Origin of the sequence: Billgrantia tianxiuensis (assembly GCF_009834345.1) — a bacterium.
Lineage (GTDB): Bacteria > Pseudomonadota > Gammaproteobacteria > Pseudomonadales > Halomonadaceae > Halomonas > Halomonas tianxiuensis.
In genome coordinates, this window is the sequence record NZ_CP035042.1 from 4,943,801 (window position 1) to 4,962,097 (window position 18,297).

Genomic DNA, 18,297 nt, shown 5'->3' on the forward strand with positions numbered 1-18,297 from the left:
CAGTTGGATGACAGCATCACGGCGGCGAGACGTCCAATCCCAGCCGTTCACGCTGGAACGCCAGGTCAGCCTCCGCCAGCGCCACGAAACCCAGTTCGCCGACCGTACGCTGTCCCTCCGGGGAGAGAATGAGTTCGAGCAGCGCACGCTCCGGCCCCGACAGCACCTCCCCGGGAGGCAGGTTGGCGTACAGGAATAGCGCCCGACTCAGCGGGTAGGCGCCCTGGCGGACCTGCTCGGCCCCTGGCAGGACCCGGTTGCCTTCGGCATCCTCGAGGGCGAGTGGCTTGACTCCCGGAGTCAGGTGATTGAGGCCGGCATAGCCGATCGCCTCGCGGCTCTCCGTAACCGCCGCCACGATGGCTGCCGAACCGGGATGCTCGTTGAGACGCGGCAGGTAGTCGCCGCCGCACAGGGCGCGCTGGCGGAAGAGTTCGTAGCTGCCCGAGGCGGGGTTGCGCCCATGCAGCTCGATGCGTCCCGTGAGGCCAGCGCCGGCGAGCTGCTCCCAGCGGGCCAGGGCGTTCTCGGCGCCACAGCGACGCGTGCGCGAGAAGATCGCATCGACCTGCTCCAGGCGCAGCGCTTCCAATGCATGGTGGCGATGGACGATGACTGCCAACGCATCCCGGGCCACTTCCACTTCGACCGGGGCATAGCCGTGACGCTGCTCGAAGGCATGCCGCTCCTCCTCGCTCATCGGTCGCGACATGGGACCCAGCCGGGTGGTGCCCGCCACCAGTGCCGGCGGGGCGCTGGACGAGCCGCTGGCTTGCAGCTGCAGACGAATGCCAGGGTGGCGTTCACCGAGCTGCTCGCCCCAGCGCAGCATCAGCCCCGCCATGGTATCGGAACCCACGATCCCCAGCGTGCCGACCGGTTCGTCCGCTTGGACGGTCAGCGACACCAGTGCCAACAGTGCCGACAGGCCCGCCACGCGTAGCCTGGCCCGACCAAGCGCTTCACGCAGGAAGATCATGTTGAACTCCTAGATACCGGGTAGACGATGAAGGGAGATGCCGACAACGTGGCGAACACGGGCCAGGCAAGGAGGCATCCGTCGAACAAGCGAAGATTACAGGAAGACAATGAGCGTTTCGTGAAGGCTTGCGAAACCGCCTGGGCAGGCGCAGTCGTTTGACTGCATTCACGATGACAGGTTGTCGCAGCTCTGGTGAGGGTAAGCCTTGGCGTATAAGATGGCCCACAGCAGTCGCTGCGATGCAATATCGCCACCGCAATCGCCACCACAACAACAAGCCGAGCTTACGACACTCCATGACCGACCTCGACGACGTTCCCGCACCTCAGGGACAACTGACTCTCAAGTTACTGGCCAATCGTCAGGATACCAACCTCTACGGCGACATTCCCGGTGGCTGGCTGGTACGTCACATGGACCAGGCCGCCGAGCTGGCAGCGGGCCGTGAGGCGCATGGCCGCACCGCCACCGTCGCCATCGAGACCATGGACTTCCTGTGTCCGGTGCGCATCGGCTCGATGGTCAACATCTTCACTGCCGTGCGCGAGATAGGCCACAGCTCGATCAAGATCGACGTGGAGGTGTGGATACGCCAGCCCCACGAGCGCGAGACCAGCGAGCTACACAAGGTCACCGAAGCCCGCTTCGTGATGGTGGCGCTCGACGACAAGGGCCGCATCCGCGCGGTGCATCAGGCCAGTTGACCCGACTCAAATGCAACAGGGGCGCCGCATGGCGCCCCTGTTCGCTTCCATTCGGCGTTTAGACACCGACGCTCTCGCGGGTCTTGAGGTAATGGAACTCGCCCACGTCGTTGAACGGACGCACCAGGCGCTGGAACGCCAGGTAGGACTCGTAGACCTTGGCCGAGTCGGGGTCGCTCTCCACCTGCTGCTGGATGACGCGCTGCGAGGACTCGTAGAGCGCTTCCATGACGTCGTCGGGGAAGCTGCGCAGCTGCACGCCGTGCTCCTCCACCAGCGTGGCCAATGCCTGGGCGTTGCGATAGGCGAACTCGCTGATCATCGCCAGGTTGGAGGCACGCGCCGCCTCGGTCACCACCGCCTTGAGGTCGTCGGGCAGGCCGTTCCAGGCATCCAGGTTGACGGTACCCTCCAGCACGGCGGAAGGCTCGTTCCACGGCGAGGTGTAGTAGTAGTCGGCGACCTGGTGCAGGCCGAAGGCCATGTCGTTGTAGGGGCCGACCCAGTCGGCGGCGTCGAGCACGCCGGTCTGCATCGAGGTGAAGATCTCGCCGCCCGGCATGTTCACGGTGGTCACGCCGATGCCATTCATGGCTTCACCGGCCAGGCCTGGCAGGCGCAACTTGAGGCCCTGCATGTCCTCGAGCGAATTGATCTCCTTCTTGAACCAGCCGGCCATCTGAGCGCCGGTGTTGCCCACGGCGAACGGCTTGAGGTTGTGCTTGCCGTAAACCTCGTCCCATAGCTCCTGGCCGCCACCGTGGTAGAGCCAGGCGTTGGTCTCGGTGGTGTTCATGCCGAAGGGCACGGCAGTGAAGAACTGCGAGGCGGCGACCTTGCCGCGCCAGTAGTAGGCGGCGGAGTGGCCCATCTCTGCGGTGCCGGCGGCTACCGCATCGAACACTTCCAGCGGCGGCACCAGCTCGCCGGCACCGTGCACGCGAATACGCATGCGGCCGTTGGAGAGCTGCTCGATACGCTTGGCGAAATCGTTGGCACCGGTACCCAGGGCCGGGAAGTTGGTCGGCCAGGAGGTGACCATGTCCCAGGTGATGGTTTCCTGCGCCTTGGCGGTGGAAACGAAGGGCGCGGCGACGACACCGGCGGCGCCCAGGCCGGCGGTCTTGAGGAATCTACGGCGTTGCATGGCGAGCATGACTCCAGTGGTTATTCTGAGTCGCGTCTAATCAAGCGCGATGTGTCCGCCTGTGAGTATGCTTAATGACCATTTGGGCAGCAAGGCCACCTTTTGACGTAGACGTCAACGTAGGGTCAGAGAGGGGTGAGCTTGGCAAACCCAAGCACCAGCCACTTGTCACCCTCCCCCTCGAAGCTGACCTGTACCCGGGCGCGGGGTCCCTCACCCTCGGCGTTGAGGATCACGCCCTCGCCGAAGACCGGGTGCTGCACCCGCTGGCCCAGGCTCAGGCTGGGCAGGTCGTCGCCGCCGTCGACCGAGGTCTGGCGCGAGAGGCCCACCGCCGGGCGCATGGCCGTCACCGGCCGCGAGATCTGGCCGCGCAGGCGCACCTCTTCCAGATACTCGGCGGGTATCTCGCGCAAAAAGCGCGACGGCCGCTGGAAGGTCTCCTTGCCGTGCAGGCGGCGGATCTCCGAGTGGGTGAGGTAGAGCTTGCGCATGGCGCGGGTCAGGCCGACGTAGCAGAGGCGGCGCTCCTCCTCCAGGCGGCCCGGCTCCTCCAGCGACATCTTGTGCGGGAACAGCCCCTCCTCGACCCCGGCGATGAACACCACCGGGAACTCCAGCCCCTTGGCCGAATGCAGGGTCATCAGCTGCACGCTGTCCTCGAACTCATCGGCCTCGTGCTCGCCGGCGTTGAGCGCCGCCTCGGCGAGGAAGGCCTCCAGCGCCACGGCGCCCTCGCCGGCCTCGGGCGGGTCGAAGGATTCGCCCTGGGTGAAGGCGCGGGCGGCGTTGATCAGCTCTTCCAGGTTCTCGACCCGGGCCTGCCCCTTCTCGCCCTTCTCGTTGCGATGATGCTCGACCAGCCCGGAGCGCTCGTTCACATGATCGATGATCTCGTGCAGCGACATGCCGGCGGTGTCGTTGTCGAGCCCTTCGATGAGATCGGCGAAGAGCTGCAGCGAGGCCCCGGCCCGCCCCTTCAGCGAACCGTCGGCCAGACCGTCGTGCAGCGCTTGCCACAGCGACACGCCGGCCAGGCGGGCGCGTTCGCGCACTTGTTCCACGGTACGGGTGCCGATGCCCCGCGGCGGTACGTTGATGATGCGCTCCAGCGAGGCGTCGTCGTCGCGGTTGAGCAGCAGGCGCAGATAGGCCAGGGCGTTCTTGATCTCCAGCCGCTCGTAGAAGCGCTGGCCGCCGTAGATGCGGTAGGGCATGCCCTGGCGGATCAGGGTCTCCTCGAGTACCCGCGACTGGGCGTTGGAGCGGTAGAGAATGGCCACGTCGCGGCGCCGGTAACCCTCGTCGACCTTCTCCTTGATGGTGTCGACGATGAAGCGCGCCTCGTCCAGGTCGTTGAAGCCGGCATACACCGAGATCGGCTCGCCGCGGGCTCCGGCCGTCCACAGCTCCTTGCCCATGCGATCGGCATTGTGGCTGATCAGGGCGTTGGCGGCATCGAGAATGGCACTGGTAGAGCGGTAGTTCTGCTCCAGGCGCACGGTATGGGTGCCGGGGAATTCCTGCTCGAAGCGGCGGATGTTCTCGATCCGCGCGCCGCGCCAGCCGTAGATCGACTGATCGTCGTCGCCGACCACGGTCATCGGCGTTTTCATGCCGGTGAGCAGCTTGAGCCAGGCGTACTGCAGGGTGTTGGTGTCCTGGAACTCGTCGACCAGCACGTGGGCGAAGCGCTCCTGGTAGTGGGCCAGCAGCGCCGGCGTGTCACGCAGCAGCTCCAGGCTCCTGAGCAGCAGTTCGCCGAAGTCGACCAGGCCGCCGCGTTCGCAGGTGAGCTGGTAACGCTCGTAGAGCTCGACCATCTGGGCCATGTAGGCATCCCCGTGCACGTCGACCTGATGCGGGCGCAGCCCCTCTTCCTTGCAACCGGAGATGAAGTACTGCACCTGACGCGGTGGATAGCGCTCGTCGTCGATCTGGTGATCCTTGAGCAGGCGCTTGATCAGACGCAGCTGGTCGTCGGAGTCGATGATCTGGAAATGCTGCGGCAGCCGCGCGTCCTGCCAGTGGGTGCGCAGCAGGCGATGAGCGATGGAGTGAAAGGTACCGACCCAGACATTGCGCAGCGACAACCCCAGCAGCGCCTCGAGGCGCGTGCGCATCTCGCGCGCCGCCTTGTTGGTGAAGGTCACCGCCAGCACGGCATAGGGCGACAGCCCCTCGGCCTGCATCAGCCAGGCGATGCGATGCACCAGCACCCGGGTCTTGCCCGAGCCGGCCCCAGCCAGCACCAGCATGTTGCCCTGGGAGGCGCTCACCGCCTCGCGCTGGGCCGGGTTCAACTGATCGAGAATCGCCGTGACGTCATCCATGGAAGGGGTCTGCCGCTGGAAAAATGAGCGCCCAGCTTAGCATATTGTGCTCAGCCTGCCGTCGCCGACGCTCACTTCAGGGTTTGCCTTCCTGCTCCGGAAACCGTAACGGCGTCAGGCTCTTCTTGACCGCCTTGAGCTGCTCGGCGAGCTTCGGCCCGCGGGTCTTGGCCACGCCCACGGCGAGCACGTCGACCAGCACCAGATGGGCGATGCGCGAACTCATCGGTGTATAGATCTCGGTGTCCTCGTGCACGTCGATGTAGAGTGGCAGGGTCACCTCCTCGGCCAGCGGCGAACCGCTGGGACACAGGCCGATCACCGTGGCGCCCGCTTCTCGCGCCAGGCGCACGCTGGCCACCAGGGCACGGGTGCGGCCGGTCTGGGAGATCGCCACCACCACGTCGCCCTCCTTGAGCGTCACCGCCGACATGTTCTGCATGTGCGGGTCGGCATAGGCAGCGGTGGAGATCTGCAGGCGGAAGAACTTGTGCTGGGCATCGAAGGCCACCGCGCCGGAAGCGCCGAAACCGTAGAACTCGACCCGGTTGGCCATCGCCAGGGCCTGGATCGCCCGGCTCAGGGCATCGTTGTCGAGCCGGTCGCGCACCGACAGCAGGGTGCCCACGGTGGAGTCGAAGATGCTCTGGGAGAATTCGGCGACGGAGTCGTCGTCGTTCATCGAGAACTGGGCGAATTGGCTGCCCGAGGCCAGCATCTGCGCCAGCTTGAGCTTGAAGTCCTGGAAGCCGTTGCAACCCAGGGCCCGGCAGAAGCGCACCACGGTCGGCTCGCTGACCTTGGCCTCGGTGGCCAGATCGACGATGCGCATGTGGATGACTTCGTCAGGATTACGCAGCACGAAGCGCGCCACTTTCTGCTCGGAGCGGCGGAAATGCTCCATGCGGCGTCTCATTTCATCGAACAGGGCGCGGCTCACGCTGGACTCCTTGGTTGACGAACGCAGAGGTCAGTATGCCTGATCCCGACTCGCTTGGGGGAGTTTCCCTGTACGAGCGTGGAATGGCCCACTTCGTCACGAAACTGTCAAGTAGGGTATAGTAAAGATGCTGTGATTTGATCTTGCACCAGAGAAGAGAAGGCACAGAAGAAGAAGGGAGAGTCGATCATGAGTAAGGTCGAACGGGTCACTACCGTCAAGAACGAACTTCTCGACATCTTCATGAGCATCAACGTCGCCGAACACGAGAAGCGCTCTCGTAGCGCCGCACAGCGCAACCTGCGCGCCCGGCGCGGCATCGAACTGCATCAGGAATTCAAGCAGCTGGAGCGCGACATCGCCGAGCTGGACGACGACGAGAAACACTGAAACGGCCGCCCGCAGGCGGCCGTAAAGAAGGCGCTATCCGGCCCCGACTTCGGGGCCAGGTGGGTTCGTCACTCTAGGTTCGTCACCTGAGTAGCCACCACAGCGGTCATCCCAGCAGGGAGTTGACGAACACCAGTATCACCCCCAGCGGCGCCAGGTAGCGGGCCACCAGCTGCCACAGCTGCTCGCTGCCCCCGCCCAGATTGAGTTCGGCGGCCACGCTGCGACGATCCAGACACCAGGCGACGAACACGATCGCTCCCAACCCGGTCAGCGGCAGCAGGATCTTGCTGGTGAAGGTATCCAGCAGATCGAACACGTTGAGCCCCATCATCACCGGCTCGGGCCAGACGTTGAATGACATCAGCGCGGCAATACCCAGCAACCACACCGCCACGGCACTTACTAGAGTGGCCATGACACGCGTCAGCGGCGTACGTTCCTCGACGAATTCCACTACCGGCTCGAGCAGGGAGATAGCAGAGGTCAGTGCGGCAAAGGTCAGTAGCAGGAAGAACATCAGTCCCAGCAGCATGCCGCCGGTCATGTTGCCGAAGGCCAGCGGCAGGGTCACGAAGATCAGCCCCGGCCCTTCACCCGCACTCAAGCCGTTGGCGAAGACGATGGGAAGATCGCCAGGCCGGCCAGCAGGGCGATGGCGGTGTCGAGAATGATCACCGTACGCGCGGTGCCCAGCAGGTTGACGTCCTCACCCAGGTAGGAGCCGTAGGCCATCATGATGCCCATGCCCAGCGACAGGGTGAAGAAAGCCTGGCCCATGGCGGCAAGCACGACGCCGCCCGTCAGAGCGCTCCAGTCGGGGCGGAACATGAAAGCGAGCGCCTCACCGAAGTGACCGGTGGTCATGCCGTAGCCCACCAGCACCACCAGCAATACCACCAACGCCGGCATCATGGTGCGAACTGCACCTTCCAGGCCCTTGGTTACGCCACGCGCCACGATCCACACCACCAGGGCCATGAACGCTGTATGCCACAACAGCAGCAGCCCCGGACTGCCCAGCAAACCCGTGAAGATGGCGCCAACGCCATCGGCATCCTGCCCGGTGAAGGCGCCGGTGACCGAATTCAGGGTATAGGAGAGCGACCAGCCGCCGATCACGCTGTAGAAGGAGAGAATCAGAAACGCCGCCAGTACCCCGCTGACACCGATCAGCGCCCAGGCCTTCGGCTGACCGTTGGCCTTGGCCAACTCCGCCATGGCATTGATGGGGTTCTTCTGGCCACGCCGGCCAATCAGCCATTCGGCTACCAGAACGGGAAGGCCGACCACTGCCACGCAGGCCAGGTAGACGAGTACGAAGGCGGCACCGCCACTGTCGCCCACCATATAGGAAAAACGCCAGATATTGCCCAGCCCCACGGCCGAACCGGCGGCCGCAAGCACGAAGGTCATCTTCGATGACCACTGCGCATGAACGAGTTTAGACATGGTTCACCTGTTGTTGTGTATCCGGTTATTGATATGTCTCAAGCGCAAAAACACAGAATATAGGTTTGTCTTTGGCTCGAATGTCGGCAAATCTATCCGATCATACGCTCGAAGGCCAGCAACTGGCGTTCTTCGTGCCGTGGCTCTGCAAATGCTGTATTAGAAAAGCTGGGACTGGCACTCGCCGGCAAATTCATTCAGCGGCGGCAAGCCGAGTTCGTCGGCAAGTGCCTGGTGGATCCGCCTAGCCAGCTGAGGGGCGTACCGATTGTTGGCGGTATGCACAAACAAGAAAGGGGTTTTCCCCTGTTTTATCCACAGCTTGAGCTGCTTCACCCAAGGTTGGAAATAATTCAGGTTGATGGACTCATCCAAGTGTCCGATGAAGCGAATCAGCGGCTGCTCGCCCGTGGAAAGCACGTGTAATGGGCATCTTGGCTTTTCGCTTTGAGCGTGTGCAAGGGCTGGGCTGCCCATGGCCGAGGTCGAAAACAGCGCGCGAACGTCGAGCATCACGCGGTTTGCGCCATGAGTTATCAACAGGCGGTTCAGCGCCACCTCGGCCGTTCCCTTGTGGAAAAACTCAGGGTGACGCACCTCAACCGCACAGGCGAGCCCCTGCGGCCAGCGTGCCAGCAGCGACTCGAGTCGCGGCAGCTCGGCAAGACCGAAATCCCGCGGCAGCTGTACCAGCAGGGGGCCCAACCGATCGTGCAGCGGGGCAAGCGAATCGATGAAGGCGTCAAAGTCTGCCTCAATGCTCTGGAGGCGCCGCTCGTGGGTCAGCGACGCTGGCAGCTTGAAGCAGAAGCGGAAGTGTGGCGGCGCCAACCGCGACCAGGCAGCAACCGTCTCGGGTCTGGGCGCACCACTGTAGAAGGTCGTATTGCCCTCCACGGCAGGGAAGACTTGGGCGTAGTCGGCCAGCCAGCTCTCCTGGCCTCCGTATGGTGGATATAGGGAGCCACACCACTCGGAGTTGGCCCACATGGGCAAACCCAGATACAGTCTGGACATCCTTGTCATCCTCCTGTAACAAAAATCATCGGAAACGCCGCTTGGCGAGTGGCAGCATGAGCTTCCCGCCTGAATGCACGAGGAAACGGCGCCCCAACGCGCCCAGGACACATGGAAAACACGCTGAATCTTGCCCTGTTTGCCTGGCTGAACGCCGCCCCTGACAGCGATCCTCGCCTGCTGTGGATGGCCGAACTGCTGGCCGTCTACCTGATCTGGATGGTGCCGGCCCTGCTGGTCGTCGGCTGGCTGCGGGGTAGCGAGCGCTTGAAGCGCCCTCTGCTGGAGGCGTTCGTCGCTACTCTGCTCGCCCTGGCAGCAAGCTGGCTGGTTGGCCACCTCTGGCCTAGCCCGAGACCCTTCATGGTCCCGGTCGGCCAGACGTTCCTGGAACACGCCCCGACTCCCGCATTCCCCAGCAACCATGCGACGATCATGCTGACCATGGCCTTCAGCCTGCTACTGCATGCCGGTACGCGGCGTATCGGTCGCTACCTGTTGCTGCTGGCGATCCCGGTGGCCTGGGCCCGGGTCTTCCTCGGCGTGCATTTCCCCCAGGACATGTTCGGCGCCCTGCTGCTGGCCGCCGTCATGGCCTCGCTGGTCGGCGTCAGCCGCACCTGGCTGATCCTGCCGTTCTATCATCACGTCGCCATGCGGCTTTATCGCCTGCTGTTCGCTCCGTTGATCCGCCGCGGCTGGGTGGAGCGCTAGGCGCCCACCCAGCGTCAATGGCAGCTGCAGGAGGTCAGAACTGACCCAGCAGCCACTCGCCAGGCTCACCGTTCACCAGCAACTGGCCATCGCGTAGCTGCACCGCGAGCGAATAACGCTCGCCTTCTTCGCGACGCACCACGCCAAGTTCCAGCATCGGTTCCAGGCTGCCTGCCACCACTTCCTTGGCCATGGCGTCGAGTTCGTTGCCACTGATCATCCCGTTGTACTGCTGCCGCAGGGTCTCGCGGGCTACCCGGTGCAGCAGCATGGCAGACGCCTCCACGCTGAGATCCAGACGGTTCTCGGGAGCGAGCAGACTGCTTTCATCGAAGCTCGACATCTCCTGCAGTGCCAGATCGGCCTCCAGCTCCAGGTCGAGGCCAGCATCGCCCATGCTGAACGTGACCGGCTTGAAGGTCAGCGAAGAGCGACCTGCCATCAGCGCCTCGCCCGCTTGCTCCATACGTTCGAACACGGGGAGCACGGCGTCGGGGTCGTCCAGACTGAAGACGTCGATCGCTTCGTAGACTAGCTGCCATAGCGTGTCGTACGCCTCACGCGAAAGTTGCCCATAGCTCGACTCGACATGGAACGCGATCGGATCGTTCATGCCCTGAATGCGAAGATCGCTTGCGGCTACCAGTTGCGCAACTCGCAGGTGCGACTCGGATTCCGGCTCCAGGCCCAGGCGGAAATTCACGCTCTGCGCCTCGAAGCCCGGCGAATGCTGCTCGCGCATCGTCATTCCATCGAGGTTCAGCCCAAGCTGCCCGTACCAGCTGGCCTCGCCCTGGCGAGTCGCCGTGAAGTCGGCCTCGATGCCTTGCAGGGCCAGGAACAGCTCAGGCTCCTCAGCCTCGAAGCCCTGCATGGCAAAACGGGTCGCGAAGCGTTCGAAACGCCCCTGCTCATCGAAGTCGAGCTGGACCTCGATGTTCTGTCCATCGATCCGCGAATCGCCCGCCTGCGCCGGGTCACGACTCTTCGTCAGCATCGGACCGTCGTCCGAGGTGAAGGTGACCTCACGCAGTACGCCCTGGGGGAAGGAGGCCACAAGGTTCGACGTGGCGCCTTCGAAGGTATGCACGGCGCTGGGCTCCTCCAGCCGGGCCTGTCCCAAGCGGCTGGTGCTGCGGTATTCTCCCCCGGCCGGATCGTAGCGGAATTCACCGCCCAGGTAGTCGATCTCGTAGCGCATCTCCAGGCCGATATCGCTGAGCATCGGTCCTGCCGTCAGCGTCATCGCCATGGGCGCCCACTCTCCGGTCACCACCTGGTCGAAGCCTACCCTGGCGGTATAGCGAGACACTGCCTCGCTCTCCTCCAGTTGGATCAGTTGCTCGAACAGCCAACCCGAACCGTCGATTCGTCCATCGAGGCTGGCCAGGGCGCCCATGAAGGGGCCATGGGTGATGCTGTCGCTGACGAAGACCCGCAGCGGCTCTTCCTCGAACTCCACGCCGGTACCCGTCGCGATGAGCTGTTCGTATGCCTGGGAAAACTCGGGCTCGAGAACGAGTTCATAACTGGCCTGTGCGTCGAACCAGCCACGTTCATAAGTCAGGTTCTCGACCTGGATATAGCCGAGACTCTGCAACTGCTGCAGATACTCGGCGTACTTCTTTTCCACCTGCTGGCCCAACCAATAGGGAGCTCCCAGGCCCACGACAAGTGCAAGCCCTACGGTAATCACCAACAAGCGTTTCAGGAAACTTCCCTGACGACTCTGTCCTTTCCCCACGGCGATGTCCTTTTCTCGTTCTTCGTTTAATTGAAATTAGGCAGTAACAAGTCACTTGTTACTGCCTAGTTCAAGATCGAAGTTTAACGACAAGAATCGAGAAAAGTAAGACGGATTATCTCGGCTTCATTCCACCGTGACCGACTTGGCCAGATTGCGTGGCTGGTCGACATCGGTGCCCTTGAGCACCGCCACGTGATAGCTCAGCAGCTGCAGCGGGACGGTATAGAGGATAGGTGCCAGGGCATCGTGAACGTGAGGCAGCGACAACACGCGCACGCCCTCCTGCGCTTCGATTCCAACCCGTTCATCAGCGAAAACGAAGAGTTCGCCGCCACGCGCCCGGACTTCCTGCAAGTTGGACTTGAGCTTGTCGAGCAGTTCGTCGTTGGGGGCGACCGATACCACCGGCATCTCGCTGTCGACCAGCGCCAGCGGCCCGTGCTTGAGCTCCCCGGCGGGATATGCCTCGGCGTGAATGTAGGAAATCTCCTTCAGCTTGAGGGCTCCCTCCAGGGCGATGGGGAAATGCGCGCCGCGCCCGAGGAATAGCGCGTGGTGCTTCTCGGCGAACTCGGTCGACAGGGACTCGATGGCGTCATCCAGCTCGAGGACCCTGCTCACCAGCTGCGGCAGGGCACGCAGGCCGGCAACCACTTCGGCCTGAGTCTCGGCGTCCAGCCCCTTGACCCGCCCCAGTGCCAGGGTGAAGAGCATCAGCGCGGTCAACTGGGTAGTGAAAGCCTTGGTGGAGGCGACACCGATCTCCGGCCCTGCCTGGGTCATCAGGGTGAGGTCGGATTCACGCACCAGCGAGCTGCCCGGTACGTTGCAGATCGCCAGACTGCCGAGATAGCCCTGCTCACGGGCGAAGCGCAGCGCCGCGAGGGTATCGGCGGTCTCGCCGGACTGCGACAGCGTCACGAACAGAGTGTTGTCGGGTACCACCACGGTGCGGTAGCGGTATTCGGAAGCCACCTCCACCTGTACCGGTATACCGGCATAGCGCTCCAGCCAGTAGCGGGCCACCAGGCCAGCGTGATAACTGGTGCCGCAAGCCACGATATGCAGCTGCTCTACCCGCGAGAACAGCGCTTCGGCGTCGGGGCCGAAGCACTCGGACGGCACGCTACGTTCACCCAGCCGGCCTTCGAGGGCCGCCGCGATCACAGCGGGCTGCTCGAAGATCTCCTTCTGCATGAAGTGGCGATACTCACCCTTGCTGGCCGCGCCGTCGCCGTGCTCGAAAGTCTGGATCGGACGCTGTACGGCCTGACCCTCGGCATCGAAGATCTCGATCTTGCCACCGTCGGCGAGGCGCACCACGTCGCCTTCCTGAAGGTAGATGAAGCGATCGGTGACCTGCAGCAGGGCCAGCGGATCGGAGCCCAGGAAGGCCTCGTCGATGCCTGCCCCCACTACCAGTGGGCTGCCCTTGCGCGCGCCGACGACGACATTGGGTTCATCGGCGTGTACCACCGCCAGGGCATAGGCACCCTCGAGTTGCGCGAGCCCTCGCTGCACGGCGGCCAGCAGGCCGTCGCCATGACGGTATTCACGCTCCAGCAGATGAGCTACCACCTCGGTATCGGTCTGCGAGGAAAAGGCGTAGCCATCGGCCTCGAGTTCACGGCGTAGTGGCTCATGATTCTCGATGATGCCGTTATGAACCAGCGCCAGCCGGTTACCCGATTGGTGCGGATGGGCATTCTCCTCGCTGGGCTTGCCATGGGTCGCCCAGCGGGTGTGGGCAATGCCACAACGCCCCGGTAGAGCGGCCTCCTCGAGCATGGCCTCAAGCGCAGCCACCTTGCCCAGCGCCCGGCGACGCTGCAGCTCGCCGGCAGCGTTGAGCACGGCCATGCCGGCCGAATCGTAGCCGCGATACTCCAGCCGCCTGAGGCCCTCGAGCAGGATGCCTTCCACGTTGCGCTGGGCAACGGCACCGACGATTCCACACATGACGATTCCTCGCGCTTGTCGATCAGTCTCGAGTCTTCTTGGTCGGACGCACCCAGCCGGTCTTGCTGATCTGGCGTCCACGGGAGACGGCCAGAGCGTCGTCGGGCACGTCCTTGCTGATGGTCGAACCGGCGCCGACCGTGGCGCCACGACCGACGCTGACAGGGGCCACCAGGGCAGTATTGGAGCCGATGAAGGCGCCGTCGCCGATCTCGGTACGATGCTTGTTGGCGCCATCGTAGTTGCAGGTGATGGTGCCAGCCCCGACGTTGACCTCACGCCCCAGCCGCGCATCGCCGACATAGCTCAGGTGGTTGATCTTGCTGCCCTCGCCCACCTCGGCGTTCTTGGTCTCGACGAAGTTGCCCACCTTGGCCCCTACCGCCAGGCGAGTGCCGGGACGCAGTCGGGCGAAGGGCCCGACGCGGTTATGACCGGCCGCCACGGCGCCCTCGATCACGCTGTGGGGTTCGATCACGCTCTCGGCGCCAATATGGCTGTCGCGAATCACGCAGTGCGCACCGATACGCACGCCTTCGCCCAGTTCCACATCGCCCTCGAACACGCAGCCGACATCGATCTCCACGTCATGACCGCAGCTCAGGCGGCCGCGCACGTCGATGCGCGACGGATCGAGCAGCGCCACCCCTTGAACCATGAGTTCATCGGCGATGCGCGCCTGATGCGCACGCTCGAGGCGTGCCATCTGCAGGCGGTTGTTGACCCCTTCCACCTCGAGCGGGTCGGCAGGCTGGGCGGTAGCGATGGTCACCCCCTCGGCGGCGGCCATGGCGATAACGTCGGTCAGGTAGTATTCGCCCTGGGCATTGTCGGCGGAGAGCCGCGGCAGCCAGCGCTTGAGCTGGGCCGCGGTCATGGCCATGATGCCGGTATTGCATTCGCGTATGGCCAGCTCGTTCTCGCTGGCATCCTTCTGCTCGACGATGGCCACCGCCTGGCCATCGGCGTTGCGCAGGATGCGCCCATAGCCGGTCGGGTCATCCAGTGTCACGGTGAGCAGCGCCATGCGCGACTCGCCCACTTCCTCCAGCAGCTTGGCCAGGGTTTCGCGACGGATCAGCGGCACGTCGCCATACAGTACCAGCACCTTGCCTTCGCCCAAGCCATCCAGCGCCTGCGCTACCGCGTGCCCGGTGCCCTTCTGTTCGGCCTGCAGGGCAAAACGCACCGGATAGTCGGCGAGCGCCTCGCGCACCCGCTCGGCGCCATGGCCCACCACCACGTGCAGGCGTTCCGCCTCGAGCTTGCGCGCGGTATCGAGCACATGACGCACCATTGGCTTGCCGGCCAGGCGATGCAGCACCTTGGGCAGGGTCGATCGCATTCGTGTGCCCTGCCCGGCAGCAAGAATCACTACATCCAGGGTCATCGAAGACTCCTTGTCCATTCGAATGGCTCCAGTCATCGGGCCAGGGAACTCGTCCGTCACTCACGAGTGACGCCTCGCACGAGGTAGCGTGCCACCGTTCTCGACGCGGCGGCTCAGCGCACCTCCAGGCCCATTTCGTCGCTCAGTCCCCCGCCGAGAAAATCGGCAAAGCCGGGGCTTGCCACACTGCTCCAGCCTTCGCCCTCGCGCACCAGTAAAAGCACCTTGAGGTCCTGTTCGCGTGCCAGCGCCAGCCCCTCCTCACCCAGCACCATCATTGCCGTGGCCCAGGCGTCGGCCCAGGCGTTGGAAGGATGCGCCACCGTGACCGATGCCACCCGATGCTCGATGGGATGTCCAGTACGCGGGTCGATGGTGTGCGAGAAGCGTTGTCCATTCTCTTCGAAATAGTTGCGGTAATCACCGGAGGTTGCCACCGAGATGTCGTGCAGCGGCACGATATGGGTGGCTTCCTGGCGATCGTCCAACGGCGCCTCGATGCCAATGCGCCAAGGCTCGCCCTCTCTGTCGCGGTAGCCGCGTACGATCAGGTCGCCGCCAAGATTGACCAGGTAATGCTCGATGCCCTCACTGTCGAGGTAGGCAGCGACCCGGTCGGTAGCGTGCCCCTTGGCCACGCCACCGAGATCGACGAATACGTCGCGTAGCCGGCGTGCCTGAAGCGCGTTCTCGTCGACCTCTATGCTGTCGGGACCGATCTCGTCCAGGCGCGCCTGCAGGGTCTCGTCATCGGGCACTTCGCGCGGACGTGCCTCGGAGCCGAAGCTCCACAGGTTGACCAACCCACCGACGGTCATGTCGAAGGCACCGCCGCTTGCCTCGGCGACGGACTGGCTGATCGCCAGCACCTCGATGAGTTCGTTGGACAGCGGTTGCCATTCGCCTACCGGCGACTGGTTGAAGGCGATCAGCTCCGAGTCGTCGCGATAGATCGACATGGCGGCATCCACCTGCTCCAGCACCTCGAGCACCCCCTCCTCCAGCTCGCGCGCCCGGCCCTGGGTCAGGCTGTCGGCGACGGTCACCTGGTAGAAGGTGCCGAAGATGTCCCCCTCCAGCCGGACTGGCGAATCGAGCGGGCGATCGTTCTCGGAGCAGCCGGTCAGCAGCAGCCCCAAGAGCAGCAGAGAGATCACCACAGGACGCAGAGCAGGGTTCATGGTAACAGGACTCCTCGACGAGTGTTGCATGGCTACCAGAAGATCCACAGCAGCCATAGCCCGAGCACGATGCGATAGACAACGAAGGGCTGCATGCCGATCCGTTTGATGAAGGCAATGAAATAGTGAATGCAGAGGTAGGCGCTCACCCCCGACAGTACCACGCCAGCCGCCATCGCCGACCAGTCGATGTCACGCGGCATCTGCACCAGCCCAACGATCTCCAGGCCAGCGGCCAGGGCCGTTACCGGGATAGACAGTAGGAAGGAGAAGCGCGCCGCTCCCTCGCGGCTCATGCCGAGCAGCAGCGCTGCGGTAATGGTAATGCCGGAGCGCGACGTGCCGGGGATCAGCGCCAGTACCTGGGCAAGGCCGATCAACATGGCATCGCGAAAGGTAAGTTGATACTCACTTCGCCCTTCACTCTTGTGCCAGTCGGCATAGCCCAGCAGCAGGCCGAAGCCGATCAGGGAAACACCGATCAGGATCGGCGATCGCATGCTGACTTCGATGACGTCGTGAAAGGCAAAACCGACCGCACAGACCGGGATGGTCGCCAGCAGCACCCACCAGGCCAGCCGGGCATCTCGATCGATCCCGTCCTGTCCCGTGGTGCCTCCACGCAACGATATTACCCAGCTCACGCTCATGCGTCGCAAATCATGACGGAAGTAGAACACTACCGCCAGCAGGCTACCCAGGTGCATCGCCACGTCGAAGACCAGCCCCTGGTCGGTCCACCCGGTCAGCACGGGCACCAGGATGAGGTGAGCCGAGCTCGAGATGGGCAGGAATTCGGTCAGTCCCTGGACCACTGACAGTACGACGACCTGAAGCCAATCCATGTGGCGATCTCCTATGGCGAGGACATGCGCAGCCTGACGGCAAACGCACGGCAGGACGCGAAGAGGATACACGGACGCTCGCCGCTTGTCCGCCGCGTCTCGATGGCAAAAAATGGTTGCCGCAACGAGCCCTCGTCGATAGCTCCGATCTGCCAGCGCCCGCTGCGCCCCTTGCGCTTCAAACTGGATGGTAGAAATGGAAAAATGAAAAGAGAATCGTTCGCCTCTCGCCGGCTGATCGAGACGTAACCGATAGCCCGTCGAACGGAAGCATAACGGAGCTCCACGCCACATGATCGCCACCATGGACCAGACCGCTAACAGTCGCGATGCCAAGCGAGCCACCTACGTGGCTGCCTGGCTCGACGGTCTACTGGGCTGCGCCAAGGTGGCCGTGGGTTCGCTGGTCGGTTCGGCGGCCCTGGTGGCCGATGGCATCCACTCCTTCTCCGACCTGATCACCGACGGTTTCGTGCTGGTGGCCACCCACTATGGCCGCCAGGGACCGGACCATGACCACCACTACGGCCATGGCCGTATCGAAACCCTGGCTACCCTGCTGCTGGGCAGCGTGCTGATCTTCGTCGCCGGTGCCATCGCCTGGTCGAGCCTGCAGCGCTTGCTTGCCGGCACCGAGATCGCTGCTCCCGGGGTGTGGGCCATGCTGCTGACCCTGATGGCCCTGCTCACCAAGGAGGCACTGTTCCACTACACCATGCGGGTGGCCAAGCAGGTACAGTCGAAGCTGCTCGAGGCCAACGCCTGGCATTCGCGCTCCGATGTGCTCTCCACCGCCGTGGTATTGATCGCCCTGGTTGGCGCCCAGTACGGCGCCGGTTGGCTCGATGCAGTGGCAGCGGTAATCGTCGGCCTGCTGGTGGGTAAGGTTGGCTGGGACCTGCTGTGGGAGTCGGCTCGCGAGCTGGTCGACACCGCGCTGCCCGCCGATGCCCAGCAGACGATGCACGAAGTAGCCTGCGCCGTACCCGGCGTCGAGAGCGTCCATGACCTGCGCACCCGCCAGTCGGCCGGCTGGGTCATGGTGGACTTGCACATCGTGGTGGGTCCCATGGTGAGCGTCTCCGAGGCCCACGAAATCGGCAACGAGGTCAGCCGCCGCCTGCGCCGCGCCTTTCCCGCCCTAACCGATGTGACTTTTCATATCGATCCCGAGGACGACGCTGGAGAGGGCGACCCCAGTCGCTTCCCCGGCCTGCCGCTGAGGCCGGAAGTGACGTCCGCCCTTGATGCACGCTGGAATCATCATCCCGCCTGGCGCAACCTGACCGACCTGCAGCTGCACTACCTGGACGGCAAGGTATCCGTGGCATTGATCATTTCCGATACGATCCATCAGCCGCCGCAATGCCTGGCCAGCCAGTTGAAGGCTCAGGCCAGCGACATCGAGTGGCTGGGCCATGTCGAGGTACTGTTCGTCACTCGTGCCGCCAGTGCGATGCGTTGACCCCGCGACTCATCTCCGTCGCCCTTCACGG

At 63.9% G+C, this 18,297-nt stretch carries 14 protein-coding genes and 1 pseudogene; 4 read left to right on the forward strand and 11 right to left on the reverse strand.

All coding sequences use genetic code 11. The annotated features are described in order from the left end of the window. Window positions 1-16: 16 nt before the first annotated feature. Window positions 17-979 carry a phosphate ABC transporter substrate-binding protein gene (locus EKK97_RS23175; protein ID WP_159555573.1) on the reverse strand — a complete coding sequence of 321 codons (963 nt, stop codon included), beginning with the start codon at window positions 977-979 and terminating at the stop codon, window positions 17-19. A gap of 299 nt (window positions 980-1,278) precedes the next feature. Between EKK97_RS23175 and EKK97_RS23180 the strand changes: the two genes are divergently transcribed. Then, window positions 1,279-1,686 carry an acyl-CoA thioesterase gene (locus EKK97_RS23180; RefSeq protein WP_159555574.1) on the forward strand — a complete coding sequence of 136 codons (408 nt, stop codon included), beginning with the start codon at window positions 1,279-1,281 and terminating at the stop codon, window positions 1,684-1,686. 58 nt (window positions 1,687-1,744) lie between these two features. Here the strand turns inward: EKK97_RS23180 and EKK97_RS23185 are convergent, their stop codons facing one another. From EKK97_RS23185 to hexR, 3 genes are all read right to left on the reverse strand, one after another. Continuing rightward, on the reverse strand, window positions 1,745-2,833 hold the full coding sequence (locus EKK97_RS23185) for a TRAP transporter substrate-binding protein (protein WP_159555575.1): 1,089 nt from the start codon (window positions 2,831-2,833) through the stop codon (window positions 1,745-1,747). Between the two features lie 125 nt (window positions 2,834-2,958). Continuing rightward, window positions 2,959-5,166 (reverse strand): DNA helicase II, encoded by a 2,208-nt coding sequence (uvrD, locus tag EKK97_RS23190; RefSeq protein ID WP_159555576.1) that lies wholly within the window; start codon window positions 5,164-5,166, stop codon window positions 2,959-2,961. A 76-nt stretch (window positions 5,167-5,242) separates the two neighbouring features. Beyond that, on the reverse strand, window positions 5,243-6,106 hold the full coding sequence (gene hexR / locus EKK97_RS23195) for a transcriptional regulator HexR (protein WP_111415153.1): 864 nt from the start codon (window positions 6,104-6,106) through the stop codon (window positions 5,243-5,245). Window positions 6,107-6,295: 189 nt separating this feature from the next. Here hexR and EKK97_RS23200 point away from each other — a divergent pair, with 189 nt between their 5' ends. Next, entirely contained in the window at window positions 6,296-6,496 is a 201-nt protein-coding gene (locus EKK97_RS23200) for a PA3496 family putative envelope integrity protein (protein ID WP_159555577.1), read from the forward strand. A 106-nt stretch (window positions 6,497-6,602) separates the two neighbouring features. Here the strand turns inward: EKK97_RS23200 and EKK97_RS23205 are convergent. Continuing rightward, a pseudogene (locus tag EKK97_RS23205) lies at window positions 6,603-7,948 on the reverse strand (sodium-dependent transporter). 159 nt (window positions 7,949-8,107) lie between these two features. Further along, window positions 8,108-8,974 carry a DUF72 domain-containing protein gene (locus tag EKK97_RS23210; protein WP_159555922.1) on the reverse strand — a complete coding sequence of 289 codons (867 nt, stop codon included), beginning with the start codon at window positions 8,972-8,974 and terminating at the stop codon, window positions 8,108-8,110. Window positions 8,975-9,076: 102 nt separating this feature from the next. Between EKK97_RS23210 and EKK97_RS23215 the strand changes: the two genes are divergently transcribed. Next, window positions 9,077-9,679: a phosphatase PAP2 family protein gene (locus EKK97_RS23215; protein ID WP_159555578.1), complete on the forward strand. Its 603-nt coding sequence runs from the start codon at window positions 9,077-9,079 to the stop codon at window positions 9,677-9,679. A gap of 34 nt (window positions 9,680-9,713) precedes the next feature. Here EKK97_RS23215 and EKK97_RS23220 read toward each other — a convergent pair whose 3' ends face one another. The 5 genes from EKK97_RS23220 to EKK97_RS23240 all read right to left on the reverse strand — a co-directional run bounded on the left by EKK97_RS23220 (window position 9,714) and on the right by EKK97_RS23240 (window position 16,801). Next, window positions 9,714-11,423: a DUF945 family protein gene (locus EKK97_RS23220; protein ID WP_159555579.1), complete on the reverse strand. Its 1,710-nt coding sequence runs from the start codon at window positions 11,421-11,423 to the stop codon at window positions 9,714-9,716. Between the two features lie 126 nt (window positions 11,424-11,549). After that, on the reverse strand, window positions 11,550-13,385 hold the full coding sequence (glmS, locus tag EKK97_RS23225; RefSeq protein ID WP_159555580.1) for a glutamine--fructose-6-phosphate transaminase (isomerizing): 1,836 nt from the start codon (window positions 13,383-13,385) through the stop codon (window positions 11,550-11,552). Window positions 13,386-13,407: 22 nt separating this feature from the next. Beyond that, window positions 13,408-14,775 (reverse strand): bifunctional UDP-N-acetylglucosamine diphosphorylase/glucosamine-1-phosphate N-acetyltransferase GlmU, encoded by a 1,368-nt coding sequence (glmU, locus tag EKK97_RS23230; RefSeq protein ID WP_159555581.1) that lies wholly within the window; start codon window positions 14,773-14,775, stop codon window positions 13,408-13,410. 113 nt (window positions 14,776-14,888) lie between these two features. Continuing rightward, a complete protein-coding gene (locus tag EKK97_RS23235; RefSeq protein ID WP_159555582.1) occupies window positions 14,889-15,956 on the reverse strand; it encodes an FAD:protein FMN transferase in 1,068 nt (355 codons plus the stop codon). A gap of 32 nt (window positions 15,957-15,988) precedes the next feature. Then, window positions 15,989-16,801, reverse strand: coding sequence for an undecaprenyl-diphosphate phosphatase (locus EKK97_RS23240; protein WP_159555583.1), 813 nt, complete (start codon window positions 16,799-16,801; stop codon window positions 15,989-15,991). A gap of 292 nt (window positions 16,802-17,093) precedes the next feature. On the opposite strand from EKK97_RS23240, the gene EKK97_RS23245 reads away from it, so the two are divergent. Then, the gene (locus EKK97_RS23245; protein WP_159555584.1) at window positions 17,094-18,266 is read left to right on the forward strand and encodes a cation diffusion facilitator family transporter; all 1,173 of its coding nucleotides are present in this window, start codon (window positions 17,094-17,096) and stop codon (window positions 18,264-18,266) included. Window positions 18,267-18,297: the final 31 nt, after the last annotated feature.